The organism is Pseudomonas sp. AC242 (assembly GCF_979258655.1).
The window spans coordinates 4441236-4459791 of record NZ_OZ409873.1 but is presented as its reverse complement, the minus strand read 5'-3'; the positions used below and the strand labels follow the sequence as shown (position 1 = coordinate 4459791).

Annotated in this window: 9 protein-coding genes; 5 read left to right on the top strand and 4 right to left on the bottom strand. The window is 58.5% G+C overall.

The window, feature by feature from the left end; all coding sequences use genetic code 11:
• Nucleotides 1–25: 25 nt before the first annotated feature.
• Nucleotides 26–1603 (top strand): glutamine-hydrolyzing GMP synthase, encoded by a 1578-nt coding sequence (gene guaA / locus ACZZ0A_RS19865; protein WP_007916833.1) that lies wholly within the window; start codon nt 26–28, stop codon nt 1601–1603.
• Nucleotides 1604–1678: 75 nt separating this feature from the next.
• Here guaA and ACZZ0A_RS19860 read toward each other — a convergent pair whose 3' ends face one another.
• The 4 genes from ACZZ0A_RS19860 to treR all read right to left on the bottom strand — a co-directional run bounded on the left by ACZZ0A_RS19860 (nt 1679) and on the right by treR (nt 11188).
• Nucleotides 1679–4816, bottom strand: a complete 3138-nt coding sequence (locus tag ACZZ0A_RS19860) for a membrane-targeted effector domain-containing toxin (RefSeq protein ID WP_463543639.1) — start codon at nt 4814–4816, stop codon at nt 1679–1681.
• 157 nt (nt 4817–4973) lie between these two features.
• Nucleotides 4974–7091: a TerD family protein gene (locus ACZZ0A_RS19855; protein WP_463543638.1), complete on the bottom strand. Its 2118-nt coding sequence runs from the start codon at nt 7089–7091 to the stop codon at nt 4974–4976.
• 204 nt (nt 7092–7295) lie between these two features.
• Nucleotides 7296–10382, bottom strand: a complete 3087-nt coding sequence (locus tag ACZZ0A_RS19850) for a membrane-targeted effector domain-containing toxin (RefSeq protein WP_463543637.1) — start codon at nt 10380–10382, stop codon at nt 7296–7298.
• A gap of 101 nt (nt 10383–10483) precedes the next feature.
• Complete coding sequence (treR, locus tag ACZZ0A_RS19845) at nt 10484–11188, bottom strand: trehalose operon repressor (protein ID WP_007916824.1); 705 nt, start codon at nt 11186–11188, stop codon at nt 10484–10486.
• Nucleotides 11189–11423: 235 nt separating this feature from the next.
• Here treR and treP point away from each other — a divergent pair, with 235 nt between their 5' ends.
• From treP to ptsP, 4 genes are all read left to right on the top strand, one after another.
• Nucleotides 11424–12866, top strand: coding sequence for a PTS system trehalose-specific EIIBC component (treP, locus tag ACZZ0A_RS19840; protein ID WP_463543636.1), 1443 nt, complete (start codon nt 11424–11426; stop codon nt 12864–12866).
• Between the two features lie 117 nt (nt 12867–12983).
• Nucleotides 12984–14633: an alpha,alpha-phosphotrehalase gene (treC, locus tag ACZZ0A_RS19835; protein ID WP_463543635.1), complete on the top strand. Its 1650-nt coding sequence runs from the start codon at nt 12984–12986 to the stop codon at nt 14631–14633.
• Nucleotides 14634–14739: 106 nt separating this feature from the next.
• On the top strand, nt 14740–15963 hold the full coding sequence (locus ACZZ0A_RS19830) for a maltoporin (RefSeq protein ID WP_007916821.1): 1224 nt from the start codon (nt 14740–14742) through the stop codon (nt 15961–15963).
• 63 nt (nt 15964–16026) lie between these two features.
• On the top strand, nt 16027–18555 hold the full coding sequence (gene ptsP, locus ACZZ0A_RS19825; protein ID WP_463543634.1) for a phosphoenolpyruvate--protein phosphotransferase: 2529 nt from the start codon (nt 16027–16029) through the stop codon (nt 18553–18555).
• Nucleotide 18556: the final 1 nt, after the last annotated feature.

Sequence of the window (18556 nt, the reverse complement as noted above, 5' to 3'; positions counted from 1 at the left end):
TGAACGACTTAAACGAGACTGAATCATGGCCCTCGATATTCACGCTCACCGCATCCTGATCCTCGACTTCGGTTCGCAATACACCCAACTGATTGCCCGCCGCGTGCGTGAAATCGGTGTGTACTGCGAACTGCACCCGTTCGACATGGACGAAGATGCGATCCGCGAATTCGCTCCTAAAGGCGTCATCCTCGCCGGCGGCCCCGAGTCCGTGCACGTCGCCGACAGCCCGCGTTGCCCACAGGCCGTGTTTGACCTGGGCGTACCGGTTTTCGGTATCTGCTACGGCATGCAGACCATGGCCGAGCAACTGGGCGGCAAGGTTGAAGGTTCCGAACTGCGTGAGTTCGGTTACGCCCGCGTTGATGTGGTTGGCAAGAGCCGCCTGCTCGACGGCATCGAAGACCACATCGACGCTGACGGCCTGTTCGGCCTCGACGTGTGGATGAGCCACGGTGACAAGGTCACCCGGATGCCGGAAGACTTCCACATCCTCGCCAGCACCCCAAGCTGCCCGATCGCCGGTATGTTCAACGACGACCGTGGCTACTACGGTGTGCAGTTCCACCCGGAAGTGACCCACACCAAACAGGGCGGTCGTATCCTGTCGCGTTTCGTCCTCGACATCTGCGGCTGTGAAGCCCTGTGGACGCCGTCGAAGATCGCTGAAGACGCCATCGCCAACATCCGCGCACAAGTCGGCACCGACAACGTGCTGCTGGGTCTGTCCGGCGGCGTTGACTCCTCGGTTGTTGCTGCGCTGCTGCACAAAGCCATCGGCGACCAACTGACCTGCGTCTTCGTCGACAACGGCCTGCTGCGTCTGCACGAAGGCGAGCAAGTGATGGCCATGTTCGCCGAGAACATGGGCGTCAAAGTGATCCGCGCCAACGCTGAAGAGCAGTTCCTCAACAACCTGGCCGGCGAAGCCGACCCGGAGAAGAAGCGCAAAATCATCGGTCGCACCTTCATCGACGTCTTTGATGCCCAGTCGAACAAACTGGAAAACATCAAGTACCTCGCTCAGGGCACCATCTACCCGGACGTGATCGAGTCGGCTGGCGCGAAAAGCGGCAAGGCCCACGTGATCAAGTCGCACCACAACGTGGGCGGCCTGCCGGAAGAGATGAACCTGAAACTGGTCGAGCCACTGCGCGAACTGTTCAAGGACGAAGTCCGTCGTCTGGGCCTGGAACTGGGCCTGCCGTACGACATGGTCTACCGTCACCCGTTCCCGGGCCCGGGCCTGGGCGTGCGCATCCTCGGTGAAGTGAAAAAGGAATACGCCGACCTGCTGCGTCGTGCCGACCACATCTTCATCGAAGAACTGCGCAAAGCCGACTGGTACCACAAAGTCAGCCAGGCGTTCGTGGTGTTCCAGCCAGTGAAATCGGTTGGCGTTGTTGGCGATGGCCGTCGTTACGCTTGGGTGGTTGCCCTGCGTGCCGTGGAAACCATCGACTTCATGACCGCGCGTTGGGCTCACCTGCCTTACGAACTGCTGGAAACCGTCTCCGGCCGCATCATCAATGAAATCGAAGGCATCTCCCGCGTCACTTACGACGTGTCGAGCAAGCCGCCGGCGACCATTGAGTGGGAGTGATCCCGCTGCAGGTTGATTAACGAAAAACCCTTGGCCTGAAGCCAAGGGTTTTTTCGTTTCATACCCTGAAAACAGTTAGCTGGGTAAGCGACTTTGCAGGGTCAAGCCGATCTCTATCAAGCGCTGGGATAACGCGCCGAGGTCACGGAACATGATGCCGCTGATCCGCGGCATCGTCTGTGCCCAGATGTAAACCTGACCGTCCCTTCTGCGATTCACCATTGTTCGAACAATATTGCTGGCACTGTCGCGACGCACGAGTGTGTATGCATTTTGCGTTTTCTCGAACATGAACATGCCGTTGCGATTCAGCAGTGTGTTCACTGTTGCCTCAGTCCATTGCGGTACAGGTGCTGCGATCTGCAAGCGCAGATCAGCGTATAAGACGTCGGAGGAGTTGCGCGTCGTTGCCCCGTTATCAAACGGACCTCGAGCGACTTCCAGTCCCGGGTCGACTCTGATGTCAGCCACTTCGGTGGACGCCACTTCTTCGATCCGTAAACCGATGCCGCCTCTGAGTTCGCTGATGCCTGGCAGATTTCTGAAGGTATTGGTGTTCGTTGCGTCGACCAGGGCAACCCATTTCCCTGGTTTGTTGAGGAGATCGTCACCCCACATGATTTGATTGGCGAGCCGGGCGTGGATCATCTGCTCTTCGATCGAAGTCAGCGGTACCTTCAACTTGTAACTGTGCGCGACTTCAAGCCCATGGGGCCGGATGCCATTGGCCTGAGCAGCCTTGATCAGTTCAAGGATGTTGAATCGTTCATCAGGGTCGGTACCCAGGCTGGACAAGTAGCCTCGAAGATCCTCTGACATCTCTCCCGAGCGGTAAAAGTCATTGAGATCTTCCTGGGCAAAATCACTCAGCAAACCACGTACGTATAGTGTGCGGATATGCCGTGAAAACGTCGGCATGTTTTCGATCATGAAACGCATACTGGCGATGCGATCAAGTGTTTCGCCGACGACCAGCCCATCGGTATTGGCAAAGATGCGATCAATCAACTCAGCGGCCTGCATCTCGGCATCGATTTGCGGGATGACTGGTCGCGCGGGCAGGTTGGTCCAGTTCAGTTCTGAGTAATACTCTTTGGCCTCGTTTAGCATGGACGTGCGTCTGTCGCGGAAATAGGCTGCATACGTATCGGTAGTTGATGATTTACCCTGGTTTGCACTGGCAAGCTCGACGGAAGTCTCGGGCAAGTTCATTGCCCATCTTTTCATTTTCGCCAGGTCCATTCCGATGATGTCGTTGAGAGGAGTAACCAGGCGCAACGGCCGCGCAACCGGTGAAACCGGTTCGACGAGGGGAAGCTCCGCGGACGGCGTGGCCGGATCCGGGGCCGAGGACGAGGTCAGGTCAGTGTCCAGGAAACACGCCTTGCCCACGCATTGGCCTCCTCCCCTGAGACGCAGCGCGGGTATGCGTTCCCACTTGCCGCTACTACCGAAGCGTACGGGTAACGAGTACGCGAATTGATTGGGGCGTTCGGGATTGACAATGGCCCAGTTGCCACTGTCTTCAGAGTCGGCAAAGTAGCGCACGTAGTACGCGGCACCCTCCATTTCGATGGCATGGCCCGGCTCCTTGTCCAGGCGGTAAATACCCTCATATTTGCCTGGCGCTGCCTCTACAGAACGCTGTGCCAGTAACTCGTTGCATCGATATTTGGCAGGAATCTTTGGAAAAGACGAACCCTGGCGCGCAGCAGCCGTGGCCAACTGCTGGCTGGATGCGAGGGTCGTCTCGATGGGGATTTCGTTTGCCAGCTCAACGGCCGCCTCTGGATCAACCGCCGTGACTGGCGGTAGATCCCGAGGCGGCAAGAATGGTGGTTCAGGCGAAGTGAGCTCGATCAACCCGCGCATTTCTTCAGCTTCAGCAAACTCCACCTGTGGGCCCACTTCAAGTTGTGGGCCAGTGCTGATCAGAAACGGAATGTTGAACACAATGTCGATCGCGTTGAGCACTGCGCCGGTGACACCGGCTTTGCGTTCGGTTGGCGTAGTGCCGTTGACGGCCTGATCGATGTTCAAGCCCAAGTTCGCGATGCTCGCGCCAATCAAAGGCAACGCCACAGGCCAGCCCACTGCTGCCATCGGACCGAATACTTTCAGACCGGCACTCAAATAACCGATCCAGAGTTTTTTGCGCAGGGCACTGTTGGAAGTGAGCGCCAGATGCGCCTCGGCAACCATGCTCGTGCGTGTCGACTCGCTCAACCAAGTGAATGCGTCACCGCTGATCGCGACGTTGCTGCGATTGATCATTCGGTGATCGCTGTGGCCCCAGGTGCTCACCAGACGGTTCATCAGGTCGGTGAGGTTTTCGGTCATGTGATTGCGCTCAGCCAGCGGGAAATGCTTGAGAAAGGCCGTGCGCTTGTCCTCTGAATTCATCTGCTCAAGCATCCACCAGTGCAGATCCGTTTCATTGTCCATCAAGAGGAATGACTGGGCTTCGCCTGGCAAGTAAAGGGTCTGCCTGCCACTGTCTTCCACCAGACGCAGCGCATTGGAGGCTACCTGGCCATCGAGATCCAGCGCCCGCACTTCAGCACCGACCGGGTGCAACGCTTGCAGCATTTGCAAGGTAACGGGCCAGGTGACGGGCCCGATAACCGAGGCGACGGCGCGCTGAAAATCAGTCCCGTCAAGGTCACCCTGTTGCAGCGCCTGCACCGCCAGGCTGAGAAAGTTGCACTTTGCCAAGGCGCGGAAGTTATCCGACGAGGTTTGCCAGAATGTCGTCAGTTGACCTGTGTAGCGCGCGCTGAAGTCGACGTCCCAGAACGCTTTCAGAACATCGCTGCCAAGCAACCGTACTTCATTGCTCTGATTGAAGTTTTCCGCCTCCGGGCCATCCGAATAGAAGCCGCAGTAAAGGCCAAGCAGGTCTGCGTTGTCTTGATCAGTCGCACGAAAGCGATGGATCACCAACTGCGTGAGGGTGAGCGTTTCGTAAGGCTTTTCGAGCAAATGCTCCCAACCCGTGAAGGTCAGCGCGCTGCTCTGCGCCGTTTTGAAACGGTGGAAGTAAACCCGGTCGGGATCGAGGCCGAACAGGCCTTTGTCCGCCAGGAGTTCGTTGGCGACTTGCCGGGCTGCATCGAGCAGACTCGGGCAAGTCTGCACGATCGTCGTGGCAATCGCTTTGAGGGCAGTTTTGTCCGCTGCGTTTGGCAGGAGACGTCGTTCGGGGGAGGTCATGCGTTCTTCATCCTTGAGAAACAAAAACCGAGCATGACCGATTCGCTCAAGGGGAGTGCACTAGCCGGCTACCGCATATTGCCCACTATTGATAATTGAGTGGGGGTGATGGAGGAGGACTGTTTGTCCGGCGTCCTCCAGGCACTTGTCGCCGGTATCAAAGATATTGGGATCGAATGAGATCTGTATCGAACGGCGTCAGCCCTTGATCTGGCGCAAACACTGCCTCTGCCTGCTGCGGCGAATCCACTCGTTCTCCCCGCGCTCGAGCATGTAAGTCGAAAAGTGTTTCCAGATCCGGGCGTGGTGTATGCACCAAGGCCCGCAGCATCAACGATACCCCGCTGAGGTTTTTGTCGACGTTGTTCCACCGGGGAGATGAAGTAAGCCCCAGATCGGCCCAAATCATGCGTCGTTCCTGCAAGTCCATCACGAATGGCAGACAAATCACTGTATCGGAGGCGATATCGATGCGATCGACCACGGAGCGCGGTTCGAATACTTCACCCGACGCCGTATCAGTGCGCGCCATCCAGCCAGCGAAGCATTCCGGAAGATCGCAATACGGCTGCTGAGTAAAAGAGTTGATGGACGTGACGACATAGCGGATACCTTTCTCGACCAGAACATCAAGGTCGAGGTCGATGAACTCCGAAGCCCCGTCGGGCGCATCGACGATGTCGCCGCTGTGGTAGCCGCCGTAACCCTTCAGGTTGTAGTACGCGACCGTATCTTTGAATACGAAATTGGCGTCGAAAAATGCGGCGGACAAGTCGATGTCCGTACGGGCACGACCGTTCTTCCACCACAGGAACAGGCGAATGAAACGTGTGTCGGGCATTGGCAGCCGACAGCCCCGAACCAGCGTACGTAGCGATTTCGATGCGGCGCGCTGCGCCAGCGGAACCTTGTATTCGTGTAGTGCTGGATCGATGTAACAGCGGCCTAGCGGCGGCAATGACGCAAAACGTTGTACGAGCGCGTCCTCACAGATGCGGGCTGCACGCGCCAATACTTCAGGTGTGAGAGGTTCGCGTCGATCCTTGATGGCATAGACTTTTGCGAATGAACCTTTCGGTGTGAACGCCCGCAGGGGCAAGGGGCGCGGGGCGCGAACCTGGACCAGTACCTGCAACAGGACAGGCGAGGACACCTGTTCTGCAACCGCCTCGAACGCGTCGAGTATCGAGTCTGCTTCCGTCGCGCGGCGCAGGGTCACGTCTAGTCTTCGTGCGAACTCACCGGGACGGCTTTGTAACAGGAGCGTGAGCGCGGTGATGTCACGCTGGGCCAGCAATCTTTCGACACGTGAATTAAATGTGATGGGCGGTTCGTTACGGCGCGCTGCCGTGATAACGGCTAGAGCTTGTGGGTACTTATCGCCGTAATCGCCGGGATGCAGTACTTCAGCCAGACGTTTCCAGCGCTCAGCATGGCGCATCACGTCTTCTGCTGCGTTGGGTATGTTATCGAGCAGGCGCAATAATAGACGGCGCATCGAGCGCTTCATTGCTTTGAAGCGTGTCGTAGCTGTCGTCAGCGACACGTCTCCGCCACTCAACGCGACCGCCAGTCGTAGCACATCAGTTGCTGTTTCGACGTTTCGCTGCAGGAATGCGTCCACACGTGCATCGCTGGCGACATACCGAATCAGCGCGCCGCCAACCTGTGCACGGATTTCCCGGAACGCAATGGTCTCTGGCAGCAGACGGAACACATCGCTTTTGTACTCTCGGATAAACCAGACGACATCGGCCGTTTCCTCCTCAGAGAGCGAGGTGCGCGATGAAACCAGCGGCTCAAGCAGTGACTCGAATTCAGCGACGCCTCCCGGTTCGATAACGCGGGAAATGAAGTTGCCTTCCAGCATCGGAGGTCGAGCGTGTTCAGTCGCTGGTAATCGCCAAAGCGTGAGGTAGTGGATGACGGCGTTAAGGTACAACTCCGCCTCGGAGGCCGCTAGAACATGCTCTGGAAAGTCTGGATAAAACGGCCGGTGGTGCACGTGAGCACCAGTCTGCCGGCGAAGCACTCTGATAATATCGCGCAGCCAGTACTTGAGTTCTGTGGCTGACAACATGCCGATTTGCTCGATCAGAGGCTCTGACAGTACGCATCGGAACGCCGCGACTTCCTGGACAGCCGACGCGACCTGGGCGCGCGTAGCACCGCCAGAACCCATCGGGACGTGAACTTTGCTGCGGCGACGCAGGAACAGCTCCTGATTCATACTTGAATTTCTCCTTTGATCGCCGTCATGGACGAGCTGCAGCATCGTGTCTACAGCAGATGTAAAAACGCCTGCAAGAAGCAGGCGCAGTGTGGAGAGCGAAACCCCTAGGTCATAGGAGGTTTAGAAGGAAGGTGTTCCATAGCCACGCCGGCATTCTACGTAAGGTTGTCTTTGTTTGGCAGGTGGTTGCCTGTTTCAACGGTAACAAGCTGCTTCGGGCAGAAGATTGGTTAATACCGATCAGCCTCAAACAGGGATCCGGCTACGCAATATCAGCCCGGTATCGGACAAACGTTGAGACATTTCCTTCAGGTTAGCGAACTCAATGTCATTCACCCGCTGCCACGCAGGTCGGTGGAGGGAGACCTTGCCGTCACTCAATCGAGATATCGGAGTGCGCTGGAGCATGCCCTGTTTGCTGCGGTGGATCAGGGTGTAGCTGTCGCCCGCTTTTTCGAACAGATACATGCCGCGCCGGTACAAAAGATTCTCCAACGTCTCCTCGCTCCAGACCAGCTCGGGTGCCTGAACTTTCAAGCGCAAGTCGGCGCGAAGCAGATCCGGATTTCCTTGCCTGACAGTGCCACCGGGCGAGCTGCCGCGTGGCACTTCAATACCCGGATCGACATCCACACCCAGCTCTTCACCAATGCCGACTTCATCGATTCGCAGACCGATTGCTCCTTTCAATTCACTGATGCCCAGCAGTCCTCTGAAGGTATTGGTGTTGTGAGCATCCGTCACTACGATCCATTTTCCCGGGCTGTTGAGGTAGACGTCGCCGGTCATGATGTCGTTTGTCAGATAGGTGCTCATCATCTGCTCGTCGACGGAGGGCAGCGGGGTTTTCATTTTGTAGCTGGCGGCGCAGTCGATCGCCTGGACCCGAACGCCGTTCGCTCGCGCGACCTGGACCAGTTCCAGTGGGTTGAATCGACTGGCGGGATCGGTGCCCAGGCTGCTCAGGTAAGTGCGCAAATCAACGGTCATGTTGCCGCTGGTGAAGTAGCGGTTCAGCTCAACCTGAGCGAAGTCACTGAGCAGCCCGCGCATGTAGAGGGTTTTCGCGTGGCGGGCCAGTGCCGACATGCTTTCAATCAGAAAACGCAGGCTGGCGATGCGATCAAGGGTTTCTCCCACCACTAGCCCTGAAGCACTTTCAAAAATGCCATCGACAAGATCGGCCAGCGGCATCAGACGGCTGATTTCGGGGATTGCCGGACGCGCAGGCTGGATGATCCACGGCAGATTCTTGAAAAAGCCTCGGGCCGAACTTTGCAGCAGCTTGCGTTTGCCGGCGGCATACAATTCGAACGGGTCATCCATGCCAAAACCGCCTTCTCCGTCGGGCTGCAACTGGGCATGGGTTTCGTTGAGGTTCAACGCCCAGCTTTTAATGGAACGGCGCACCGGCGGATCGATGTCGTAGGCGCTGGTTACAGGACGCGGGGGGCGCGATGTCGAGGGTTGCAGTTCTTCCGCCGGTGGAGCGGCCGCCTCGGGTGATACAGGTTCGAAGGTGTCGAGTTCGAGATCCGGGGTGCATTGTTTGCCCATGCACTGGCCGCCACCTTTGAGGCCCAGGGCTGGCATCCGCTCCCACTGCCCTTCGCCATTGAGGCGGATCGGCAAGGCGTGAACAAGCTGGTTGGGACGCTCCGGGTCAACGATTGCCCAGTCGCCACCGCCGCGAGAGTTGGCGAAGTAGCGGACATAGTACGGAGTGTCATTCATCAGAACGGCATAGGGCGGATCAGAGTCGAGACGGTACACGCCGTGGAATTTCCCGTATCCCTCGCCGAGTGCCGCGCCATCGAGCAGCTCGTTGCATTGATAGCGTTCGGGCACCGGGGGCGGTGGGGCGTTCTGCGCCGGAATCAGCGTCGTTTCATCGATATTTGGCACGGTGATGTCGAGATCGTCCGGCACCATGATCTGCAATGGGGGGGCGGCTTCGGCGGAGGGATTCAAGGCTTCGCTGTACTCGGCCATTTCTGCGGCCTCTGCCGCTTCTACCTCGGCGCCCACCTCCAGCATCGGCCCGGTGCCGATCAGCAATGGAAGATTGAATAACAGATTGATGCCACTCAATACCGCACCCAATACGCCCGCCTTGCGTTCGGCGTTGCTCTTGCCGTTCTGCGCCTGATCGATATTCAGGCCCATGCTGGCGATGGTCGCGCCTATGACCGGCAACGCCAGCGGCCAACCGACAGTGGCCATCGGTCCAAACACCTTGAGGCCTGCACTCAAGTAGCCGATCCACAGTTTTTTGCGCAGATCACCATTGGACGTCAGCGACAGGTGAGCTTCAGCAAACATCGCCTGACGTGTGGTGTCGCGCAGCCAGCTGAATGCATCATCGCTCAGCACCTGGTTTGTGCGGTTGATCAGGTGATGGTCGGCCCGGCCCCAGGTGGCCACCAGGCGATTCATCAGATCGGTAATGTTCTCGCTCATGTGCTGACGATCGGCGAGGGCAAAATGATTCAGGAAGGTCGCGCGGCGTTTTGCGTCGTTCAGCTGATCCAGAACCCACCAATGCAGGTCCGCCGGCGTTTCCTTGACCACGAAGGCTTCGGCTTCACTGGGCAGATAGATAATCTGCCGGCCGGCGGGGTCGACGATGCGCAGCAGCTGCGTGGCGACGTGCCCGTCAATGTCGAAGGCGCATACCTCCCCCGTTGCCGTGTGGCTCGTGTGCAGCATGCTCAGGGTGACCGGCCAGCTTACAGGCCCCACCACCGAGTCCATCAGCCATTGAAAGTCACTGCCGGTGAGCTGCCCAAGATCTAGGGCCTGCACCGCACGGCTAAGGAAATTGCACTTGGCCAATGTGCGGAAGTCGTCAGCGTGGCTGTTCCAGAAGTCCGTCAGAGTGGCGGTGTAGTGACCACTGAAATCGAGGCTCCAGAACGCGTTCAAGACCTCGTTGCCGTGCAGGCGCACCTGATTTTTCTCGTCGAAATTCTCGCCCTGCGGACCTTCGGTGTAGAAGCCGCCGTACAGATCGAGAAGATCAGCGTTGTCCTGGTCGGTGGTGCGAAAACGATGAATCACCAACTGTGTCAGGGTCATCGATTCGTAGGGTTTTTCGCGGATGTGCTCCCAGCCGGTAAACGAGCGGGTGCTGCTTTGGGCAGTCTTGAAACGATGGAAATAAACCTGATCCGGATCAAGGCTCGACAAGCCTTTGGCTTCCAGCAGATCACGGGCCGCTTGATGGGCGGCGTCCTGCAGACCGGGACAGTTCTGCACGACGGTATAGGCGATTCGCTTCAGCGCCGCTTTGTCTGCCGCGTTTGGCAGAGGACGTGGTTGGGTGGCGTACATGCTTTCTCCATCCTTGAGAAATGAGAGCCGAGCATGGCCGATTCGCTCAAGGGGAGTGCACTACATATGTACCGCACACGATCGTTGGAAATGTGTCGGGGTCAGCGCCGAGCCACGTCGGAAAAGTAGAACTTGTCGAGGGTGTGCCGCGATTCGGTGTACTCGAACTGCCGACCGTCCTGAAGAAAGGTCTGGTTGCTGACCACGATCACATGGCTCTGGCCGTCGAGGTCCAGGTGCAGTTGATCGTCCTTGCTGCGCGGCACGGCTTCGATGGTGCGTTGGGCGTAGGCAATCTGTAACTGCAATGTCTGTTCGATATGCGCATAGATCGACTGTTCGGCAATGTCGAGGGACAGGCCGGGAATCACTTCGCTGACAAAGTGGTTGATGTCGAGGATGACCCGTTTGCCGTCAATGCGCCGCACACGCTTGATACGGGTGATGAGGCTGCCGGGTTCGGCGTGGATGTGCTCGAGCAGGGCGCCTTCGAGCGGGATCTGGCTCAGCTCGACCACTTCGGTGCTGACGTCGTTGCCCAGGCGCGGGTAGGTCTCTTGAAAGCTGACGATGCCGCCGAGTTGAAACTCGATCGGGTTGGTCGAAAGCACGAAGGTGCCTTTGCCGTGGATTTTCTGCGCAAAGCCACGCTCTTGAAGTAATTCGATGGCCTTGCGCACCGTGCCACGGCTGGCCTGATAGCTGTCCATCAGTTCGGTTTCGGAAGGCAGGCGGGCGCCGCGCTCCAGGCGTTCAGTCGTGATGTTGGCCAGCAGATCGCTATAGATCTGGTTGTATTTGCTCATGGGTAGGCTCGGTGCCGACTGTGCTCAAAGCTTCGAACCTTAAGGCCAGGGTAGGGCTTTGTCCATGTGGACGATGGAAATCACCTTAGGGCTGAGTAGGAAAATTCGTCTTCGGTCTGGCAGGAGCATACATAAACAAACTCGTCTGTACGAGTTGTTGCATTAACTCGTACAGACGAGTATTTTTCGCTTCGGCGTGCTGCCAATAACAACAATCCATAGCGGAAGAACTAGCATGAGCCACGACTACCCGAATATCGCCAGGCAATTGCTGCAAAGCCTCGGCGGCAGCGACAACCTCGAACAGGCCGCCCATTGCGTCACGCGGTTGCGACTGGCCCTGAAGGACCCGAGCCTGGTCGACACTGCCACGCTCAATCAGATCGATCTGGTCAAGGGCTCGTTCTTCACCGGTGGTTTGTATCAGGTGGTGATCGGTCCGGGCGAAGTGGAAAAGGTCTATGCCGAACTGCGTCGCCAGACCGGTCTCGCGGCGTCGACCATCGCTGACGTCAAACAGAAAAGCGCCGAAAAGATCAACGCCATGCAGCGTCTGGTGCGGGTGTTTTCCGATGTATTCATGCCGATCCTGCCAGCACTGATCATTGCCGGCCTGTTGATGGGCATCAACAATCTGCTCGGTGCCAAAGGCATGTTCATCGAAGGGCAGACCCTGCTCGATGCCTACCCGAAACTCGACGGGCTGTGGAGCCTGATCAATCTGATGGCCAACACCTCGTTCGTGTTTCTGCCGGCGCTGGTGGGCTGGTCGGCGGCCAAACGCTTTGGCGGCAGTGAGATCCTCGGCATCGTGCTCGGCCTGATGCTTGTGCACCCCGATCTGCTCAACGCCTGGAACTATGGCAAGGCCGTGGCCGGGCTCGACGGGCAGCAGTTGCCGTACTTCGACATTCTCGGGCTGTTTCAGGTGGAAAAAGTCGGTTATCAGGGGCAGATCCTGCCGATTCTGCTGGCCGCCTACGTGATGAGCGTCATCGAAAAATGGCTGCGGGCGCGCGTGCCCAACGCCATTCAATTGCTCGTGGTGCCGATCACCACCATCGTCGTTACCGGCGTGCTGGCGCTGGCAGTGATCGGCCCGGTGACCCGCCACATCGGCATCTTCATCACCGGAGGGCTGGTCATGCTGTTTGATCTGGCCCCGATGGTGGGTGGAGTGATTTTCGGTCTGCTGTATGCGCCGCTGGTGATCACCGGCATGCACCACATGTTTCTCGCGGTCGATCTGCAATTGATCTCGACCCAGGGCGGCACCTTCATCTGGCCGATGATCGTCATGTCCAATCTCGCTCAGGGCAGCGCCGCCCTGGCGGTGTTCTGGATGACCCGTAATGCGCGGGACAAGAGCATGGCGTCGACCTCGGCGATTTCCGCCTACTTCGGGATCACCGAGCCGGCGATGTTCGGCGTAAACCTGCGCTACAAGTTTCCTTTCTACGCCGCGCTCACCGGCTCGGCGCTGGGCTGTGTGTTCCTGTCGCTGAACAAGGTTCAGGCCTCGGCCATCGGCGTCGGTGGTCTGCCGGGTTTCATCTCGATCATTCCGCAGTACATCCCGATGTTTGTGCTCGGGATGCTGATTGCCATGCTCGTGCCGTTTGTTCTGACCTGTGCACTGAGCATGAAGATTGTCCGCCCCGGTTATCGGGTTGCCTGAATCGATCTGTAGGAGCTGCCGAAGGCTGCGATCTTTTGATCTTGCCTCTCAAAATCAAAAGATCGCAGCCTTCGGCAGCTCCTACAGAGCTCGTAAAATTCAAGAGGGAAATGCGCCATGCAAGACTGGCAGCGTTCGGTGATCTACCAGGTCTATCCGAAGAGTTTTCATAGTCACGCCGGCAACCCGACAGGGGATTTGCTCGGTATCGTCGCCAAGCTCGATTACCTGCAGTGGCTGGGTGTCGACTGCTTGTGGATCACGCCATTTCTGCGTTCGCCGCAACGCGACAACGGCTATGACATCAGCGATTACTACGCCATCGATCCGAGCTACGGCAGCATGGCCGACTGCGAATTGCTGATCGCCGAAGCAGGCAAGCGCGGAATCAAGCTGATGCTCGACATCGTGGTCAATCACACCTCGATCGAACACGTGTGGTTCCAGCAGGCGCGCAGCAGCCTCGACAACCCTTACCGTGATTTCTACATCTGGCGCGATCAGCCGAACAACTGGGAATCCAAATTCGGTGGTTCGGCCTGGGAGTACGAAGCCCAGACCGGTCAGTATTACCTGCACCTGTTCGACCACACCCAGGCCGACCTCAATTGGGACAACCCCAAGGTGCGCGCTGAAGTGTTCCGGATGATGCAGTTCTGGCGGGACAAGGGCGTGGGTGGTTTTCGTCTGGACGTGATCAATCTGATCTCCAAGCCGGAGGACTTTCCCGAAGACCGCAGCGATGGCCGGCGCTTCTATACCGACGGGCCGAATGTCCACGCGTACTTGCAGCAGATGCACCGCGAAGTCTTCGAAGGGCACGACCTGATCAATGTCGGCGAGATGTCATCGACCAGCCTCGAACACTGCATTCGTTATTCGAATCCGCAATCCAAAGAGCTGTCGATGACCTTCAACTTTCATCACCTGAAAGTCGATTATCCGAACCTGCAAAAGTGGGTGCGCGCCGATTTCGATTTCCGTCAGCTCAAGCAAATCCTGTCCGACTGGCAGACCGGCATGCAGGCCGGTGGCGGCTGGAACGCGCTGTTCTGGTGTAACCACGATCAACCGCGAGTGGTCTCGCGTTTCGGCAATGACGGCGAGTATCGCGAACGCTCGGCGAAGATGCTCGGCACCGCGCTGCATTTTCTCCAGGGCACGCCGTTCGTGTATCAGGGCGAAGAGTTGGGCATGACCAATCCGGGGTTCGAATCGATCGAGCATTATCGCGATGTCGAGACGCTGAACATCTTTCGCCTCAAGCGCGAAGCCGGCAGCAGTGATGCCGACAACATGGCGGCAATCAAGCAGAAATCCCGTGATAACGGCCGTACGCCGATGCACTGGGACGCCGGGCCGAACGCCGGTTTCAGCAGTGTCGAGCCATGGATCGGAGTGCCGGCCAATGCCGCGCAGATCAACGTCGCCAGGCAGCTCGATGACCCCGATTCGGTACTCCATCACTACCGCAATCTGATCGCACTGCGTCGCCGCGAATCGTTGATGACCGAGGGGGTGTACCGACAATTACTGCCCGAACATCCACAAGTCTGGGCCTATGTACGTGAAGGCAGCGCCGAGCGTTTGTTGGTGGTGAACAACTTCTACGGGACAACCTGTGAAGTGGAATTGCCGGCGACGGTCATCAGCGAGTCAATGAGCCAGCGCCCGTTGATCAGCAACTATCCGGACGGGCCGTTGCGCAAACGCCAGGTGACGTTACGGCCTTACGAGTCCTTCGTTCTGCACCTGATCGATCCCTGATCCTTAACTAAAAAAACAGCTTTCAAAAAAACACGCAGAGCATTGCGCGGGGGATTTCTGCGCGCCGAATTCATGCAACCAGACAATAAAAACAATGGGGTGGCTTATGAAAACAACAATAAATCGCAGCCTTGCAGTCGCAGGTTTTTGCCTGGCCTTACCGCCGACTTCACAAGCGCTGGAGTTTGGGGGCTATTTGCGCAGCGGCGTCGGCACGTCGGTCAACAGCAGCGGTCAGTCGTGCTTCCAGTTACCGGGGGCGCAGACCAAATATCGTCTGGGTAACGAATGCGAGCAATACGGTGAGTTGGAGTTGCGTCAGGATCTGTACACCCTCGACGACGGTTCGGTCCTGAGTGTCGATGGCATGGCTTCGCTGTATAACCGTTACGACCGCAGTCCCACATTCAAAGATGACAACGGCTCGATACGCTTGCCGCAGGCCTACGCACAGTGGTCAGCGATGCCCGCGCTCAATGGCGGTTCTCTGTGGGCCGGGCGCCGTTACTACAAGCGCAATGACATCCATATTTCCGACTTCTACTACTGGAACCAGAGCGCCACCGGGGGCGGGATCGAGGACGTATTGATCGGTGATCTGAAGTACAGCTACGCCTTTTCGCGCAAGGACAACCTGTACCAAAAGGACTACATCAATCGGCACGACTTCAACGTCGCCGGGTTCAAGACCAACCCTGGCGGTGAGCTGGAGTTCGGCTTGAGTTATATCGACAAACCCGACAGCCGCGATGCCCACCGGGGCTGGGCGATCACCACGCAACATGTGCAGACGGATTTCCTCGGCGGCAAGAACAAACTCGCGCTGCAATACGGTGAGGGGCCGGGCACCGGGCTGGGTTATACCGGCAACGTCAAACTGGACGACAGCAACAAGAGTTACCGGATCGTCGAATTTTTCGACTGGCAAGTGACGCCGCGTTTCGGTGGCCAGATTGCGGCGGTGTACCAGAAAGACATTCGTCCGGACGGTGTCGACCAGAACTGGATCTCTCTGGGTGTGCGTCCCGCCTACGCGCTCAGCGAACACTTCAAACTGGTCACCGAACTGGGCCACGATCAAGTTGAAGCCCCGGGTGGCACGCGCAAACTGAGCAAGTTCACGTTTGCCCCGACCTGGTCGCCCAAAGGCCCGGAGTTCTGGGCGCGACCCGAGGTGCGTCTGTATTACACGTACGCCACCTGGAACGAGGCGGCGAAACGTGCGGCCAACCAACTGGCCAAAGGCTCGGCACTCTCCGATACCGGCGCCTTCGGCAGTGCTCGTCACGGTGCGAATGTCGGATTGCAGGTCGAATACTGGTGGAAATAAGCGATGCTGATGGAGCGTCGCGCTCCATGGGCACTTCAAAGCATAAAAACTGCAGGTGACGTCATGGCCACACCCCAACCATTGCAACTGCTGGCTCCCTTGTCCGGTGTCCTGATGGCGCTTGAGCAAGTGCCCGATCCAGTGTTTTCCGGGCGCGTGATCGGCGACGGTCTGTGCATCGATCCGACCTCATCGACCTTGTGCGCGCCTTTGGCCGGGGTCATCAGCAACGTGCAGGTCAGCGGGCATGCGGTGAGCATCACCGATGAGCATGGCGTACAGGTGTTGATGCATATCGGCCTGGATACGGTGAACCTTGGCGGGCAAGGCTTCACCCGTCTGGTCGAAGAGGGGCAACGGGTTGCCGCCGGGCAGGCGCTGATCGAGTTCGACGCCGACTACATTGCCCGACATGCGCGCAGCCTGATGACGTTGATGTTGGTGGTCAGCGGTGAGCCGTTTACCTGGCTGGTCGCGTCGAGCGGGCGGGTCGAAACAGGTCAGCCGTTGCTTGAGCTTGTCAGCGCACAGGCGATCAGTGAAGAGACAGTCGCGGCAGACAGTCCAGCGCGGTTTTCACAGCCGTTGAAACTGCCCAATCCCAACGGTCTGCATGCGCGCCCGGCAGCGGTGTTCGCGCAAGCGGCAAAGGCTTTCGCGGCAAAGATTTACCTGCATAAACAGCAGGCTCAGGCCAACGCCAAGTCTCTGGTGGCGATCATGGCGTTGCAGACCGCGTTCGGCGACAGCGTGCAGCTCAGTGCGGTGGGCGAAGACGCTGACGCGGCAATCGATGCGCTGACCCGGTTGTTGGCCGAAGGCTGCGGTGAAACGGTGACGGCGGCGGCGCCTGTCGAGGTGGTGGAAACCGAGGTTCTGACTCTTCTGCGTGGCGTCTGTGCGTCACCCGGTTCGGCGTTGGGCCAAGTGGTGCAGATCAGCGAACCGGTGTTCGACGTCAGCGAGTTTGGCGGCGGAGCAGACCTGGAGCGTGTGGCTCTCGCCAATGCCCTGATCGAAGCGGATCTGGCCTTGCAGCATTTGCGCGACACCGCTACGGGTGAGGCTGAAGCCGAGATCTTCAAGGCGCATCAGGAACTGCTCGAAGACCCGGGCCTGCTCGATCAGGCCCAGGCATTGATCAGTGAGGGCAAAAGTGCGGCGTTCGCCTGGCGCGCGGCCACTGAAGAAACTGCGGCGATGTTTCGCCAACTGGGCAGTGCGTTGCTGGCCGAACGGGCGGCGGACCTGACCGATGTCGGACGTCGCGTCCTCAAGTTGCTACTGGGTATTGGCGAGCAGGCGCTGGAGTTGCCGCAAGGATGCATTCTGATCGCCGATCAACTGACGCCGTCGCAGACCGCCTGCATCGATACCAGCAAGGTGCTGGGCTTCGCTACGGTCGGGGGCGGCGCGACCAGTCACGTGGCGATTCTCGCCCGTGCCTGTGGTCTGCCATCGATCTGCGGGGTGCCGGTGCAGATGCTCGCGCTGAGTAACGGCACTCCAATATTGCTCGATGCCGACAAGGGTGAATTACATATACATCCCGACCCTGGGGTCGTCGGGCAGTGGCAGGCTCGATACGCACAACAGCGTCAACGCCATGAGCATGAACTGGCCAGCGCAACGCTTGCGGCACGGACCCGTGACGGCCATCACGTCGAGGTGTCGGCCAACGTCGCCTCGTTATTGGAAACCGAGCAGGCCATGGCCCTCGGCGGTGCGGGCGTCGGCCTGCTGCGTTCGGAGTTTCTCTATCTGGGCCGCAACCACGCGCCGAGCCATGACGAACAGGTCGCCACTTACAGCGCTATCGCTCGCTGTGTCGGGCCTGCGCACAATCTGGTGGTGCGCACCCTCGATGTCGGCGGCGACAAACCGCTGGCCTATGTGCCGATGGACAGCGAAACCAACCCTTTCCTTGGCGTGCGCGGCATTCGTTTGTGTCTGCAGCGTCCGCAGCTACTGCGGGAGCAGTTCCGGGCCATGCTCGGCTGCTGCGATCTGACGCGTTTGCACATCATGTTGCCGATGGTCACGCAACTGTCGGAGCTGCGTCTGGCGCGGCAGATGCTCGACGAGGAAATCCTCGCGCTAGGCCTGACGCAACGGCCGAAACTGGGGATCATGATCGAAGTGCCGGCGGCGGCGTTGATGGCGGATCTGTTTGCGCCGCTGGTGGATTTCTTCTCGATTGGCACCAATGACCTGACGCAGTACACCCTGGCGATGGATCGCGATCACCCGCGTCTGGCCAGTCAGGCGGACAGTTTTCATCCCTCGATATTGCGCCTGATCGCCACGACCGTGAAGGCCGCACACGCCCATGGCAAATGGGTCGGCGTGTGCGGGGCGATGGCTTCGGAACGTCTGGCGGTGCCGCTGTTGCTGGGGTTGGGTGTGGATGAACTGTCGGTGAGCGTGCCGATGATTGCACCGGTCAAGGCAACGGTGCGCGAGCTGGAACTGGCGGATTGTCAGGTCATCGCGCAGCAGGTGCTCGGTCTGGAAAGTGCCGGGCAGGTGCGTGAGGCGTTGCAGCTGTTTCATGAGGCAACCGTCGATACTTTACGGGTTCTGGAGAACTGAA

Bases quoted from the DNA above. Each gene is read 5' to 3' on its own strand.
- guaA (WP_007916833.1), top strand. From the start codon at position 26: ATGGCCCTCGATATTCACGCTCACCGCATCCTGATCCTCGACTTCGGT.
- ACZZ0A_RS19860 (WP_463543639.1), bottom strand. From the start codon at position 4,816: ATGACCTCCCCCGAACGACGTCTCCTGCCAAACGCAGCGGACAAAACT.
- ACZZ0A_RS19855 (WP_463543638.1), bottom strand. From the start codon at position 7,091: ATGCTGCAGCTCGTCCATGACGGCGATCAAAGGAGAAATTCAAGTATG.
- ACZZ0A_RS19850 (WP_463543637.1), bottom strand. From the start codon at position 10,382: ATGTACGCCACCCAACCACGTCCTCTGCCAAACGCGGCAGACAAAGCG.
- treR (WP_007916824.1), bottom strand. From the start codon at position 11,188: ATGAGCAAATACAACCAGATCTATAGCGATCTGCTGGCCAACATCACG.
- treP (WP_463543636.1), top strand. From the start codon at position 11,424: ATGAGCCACGACTACCCGAATATCGCCAGGCAATTGCTGCAAAGCCTC.
- treC (WP_463543635.1), top strand. From the start codon at position 12,984: ATGCAAGACTGGCAGCGTTCGGTGATCTACCAGGTCTATCCGAAGAGT.
- ACZZ0A_RS19830 (WP_007916821.1), top strand. From the start codon at position 14,740: ATGAAAACAACAATAAATCGCAGCCTTGCAGTCGCAGGTTTTTGCCTG.
- ptsP (WP_463543634.1), top strand. From the start codon at position 16,027: ATGGCCACACCCCAACCATTGCAACTGCTGGCTCCCTTGTCCGGTGTC.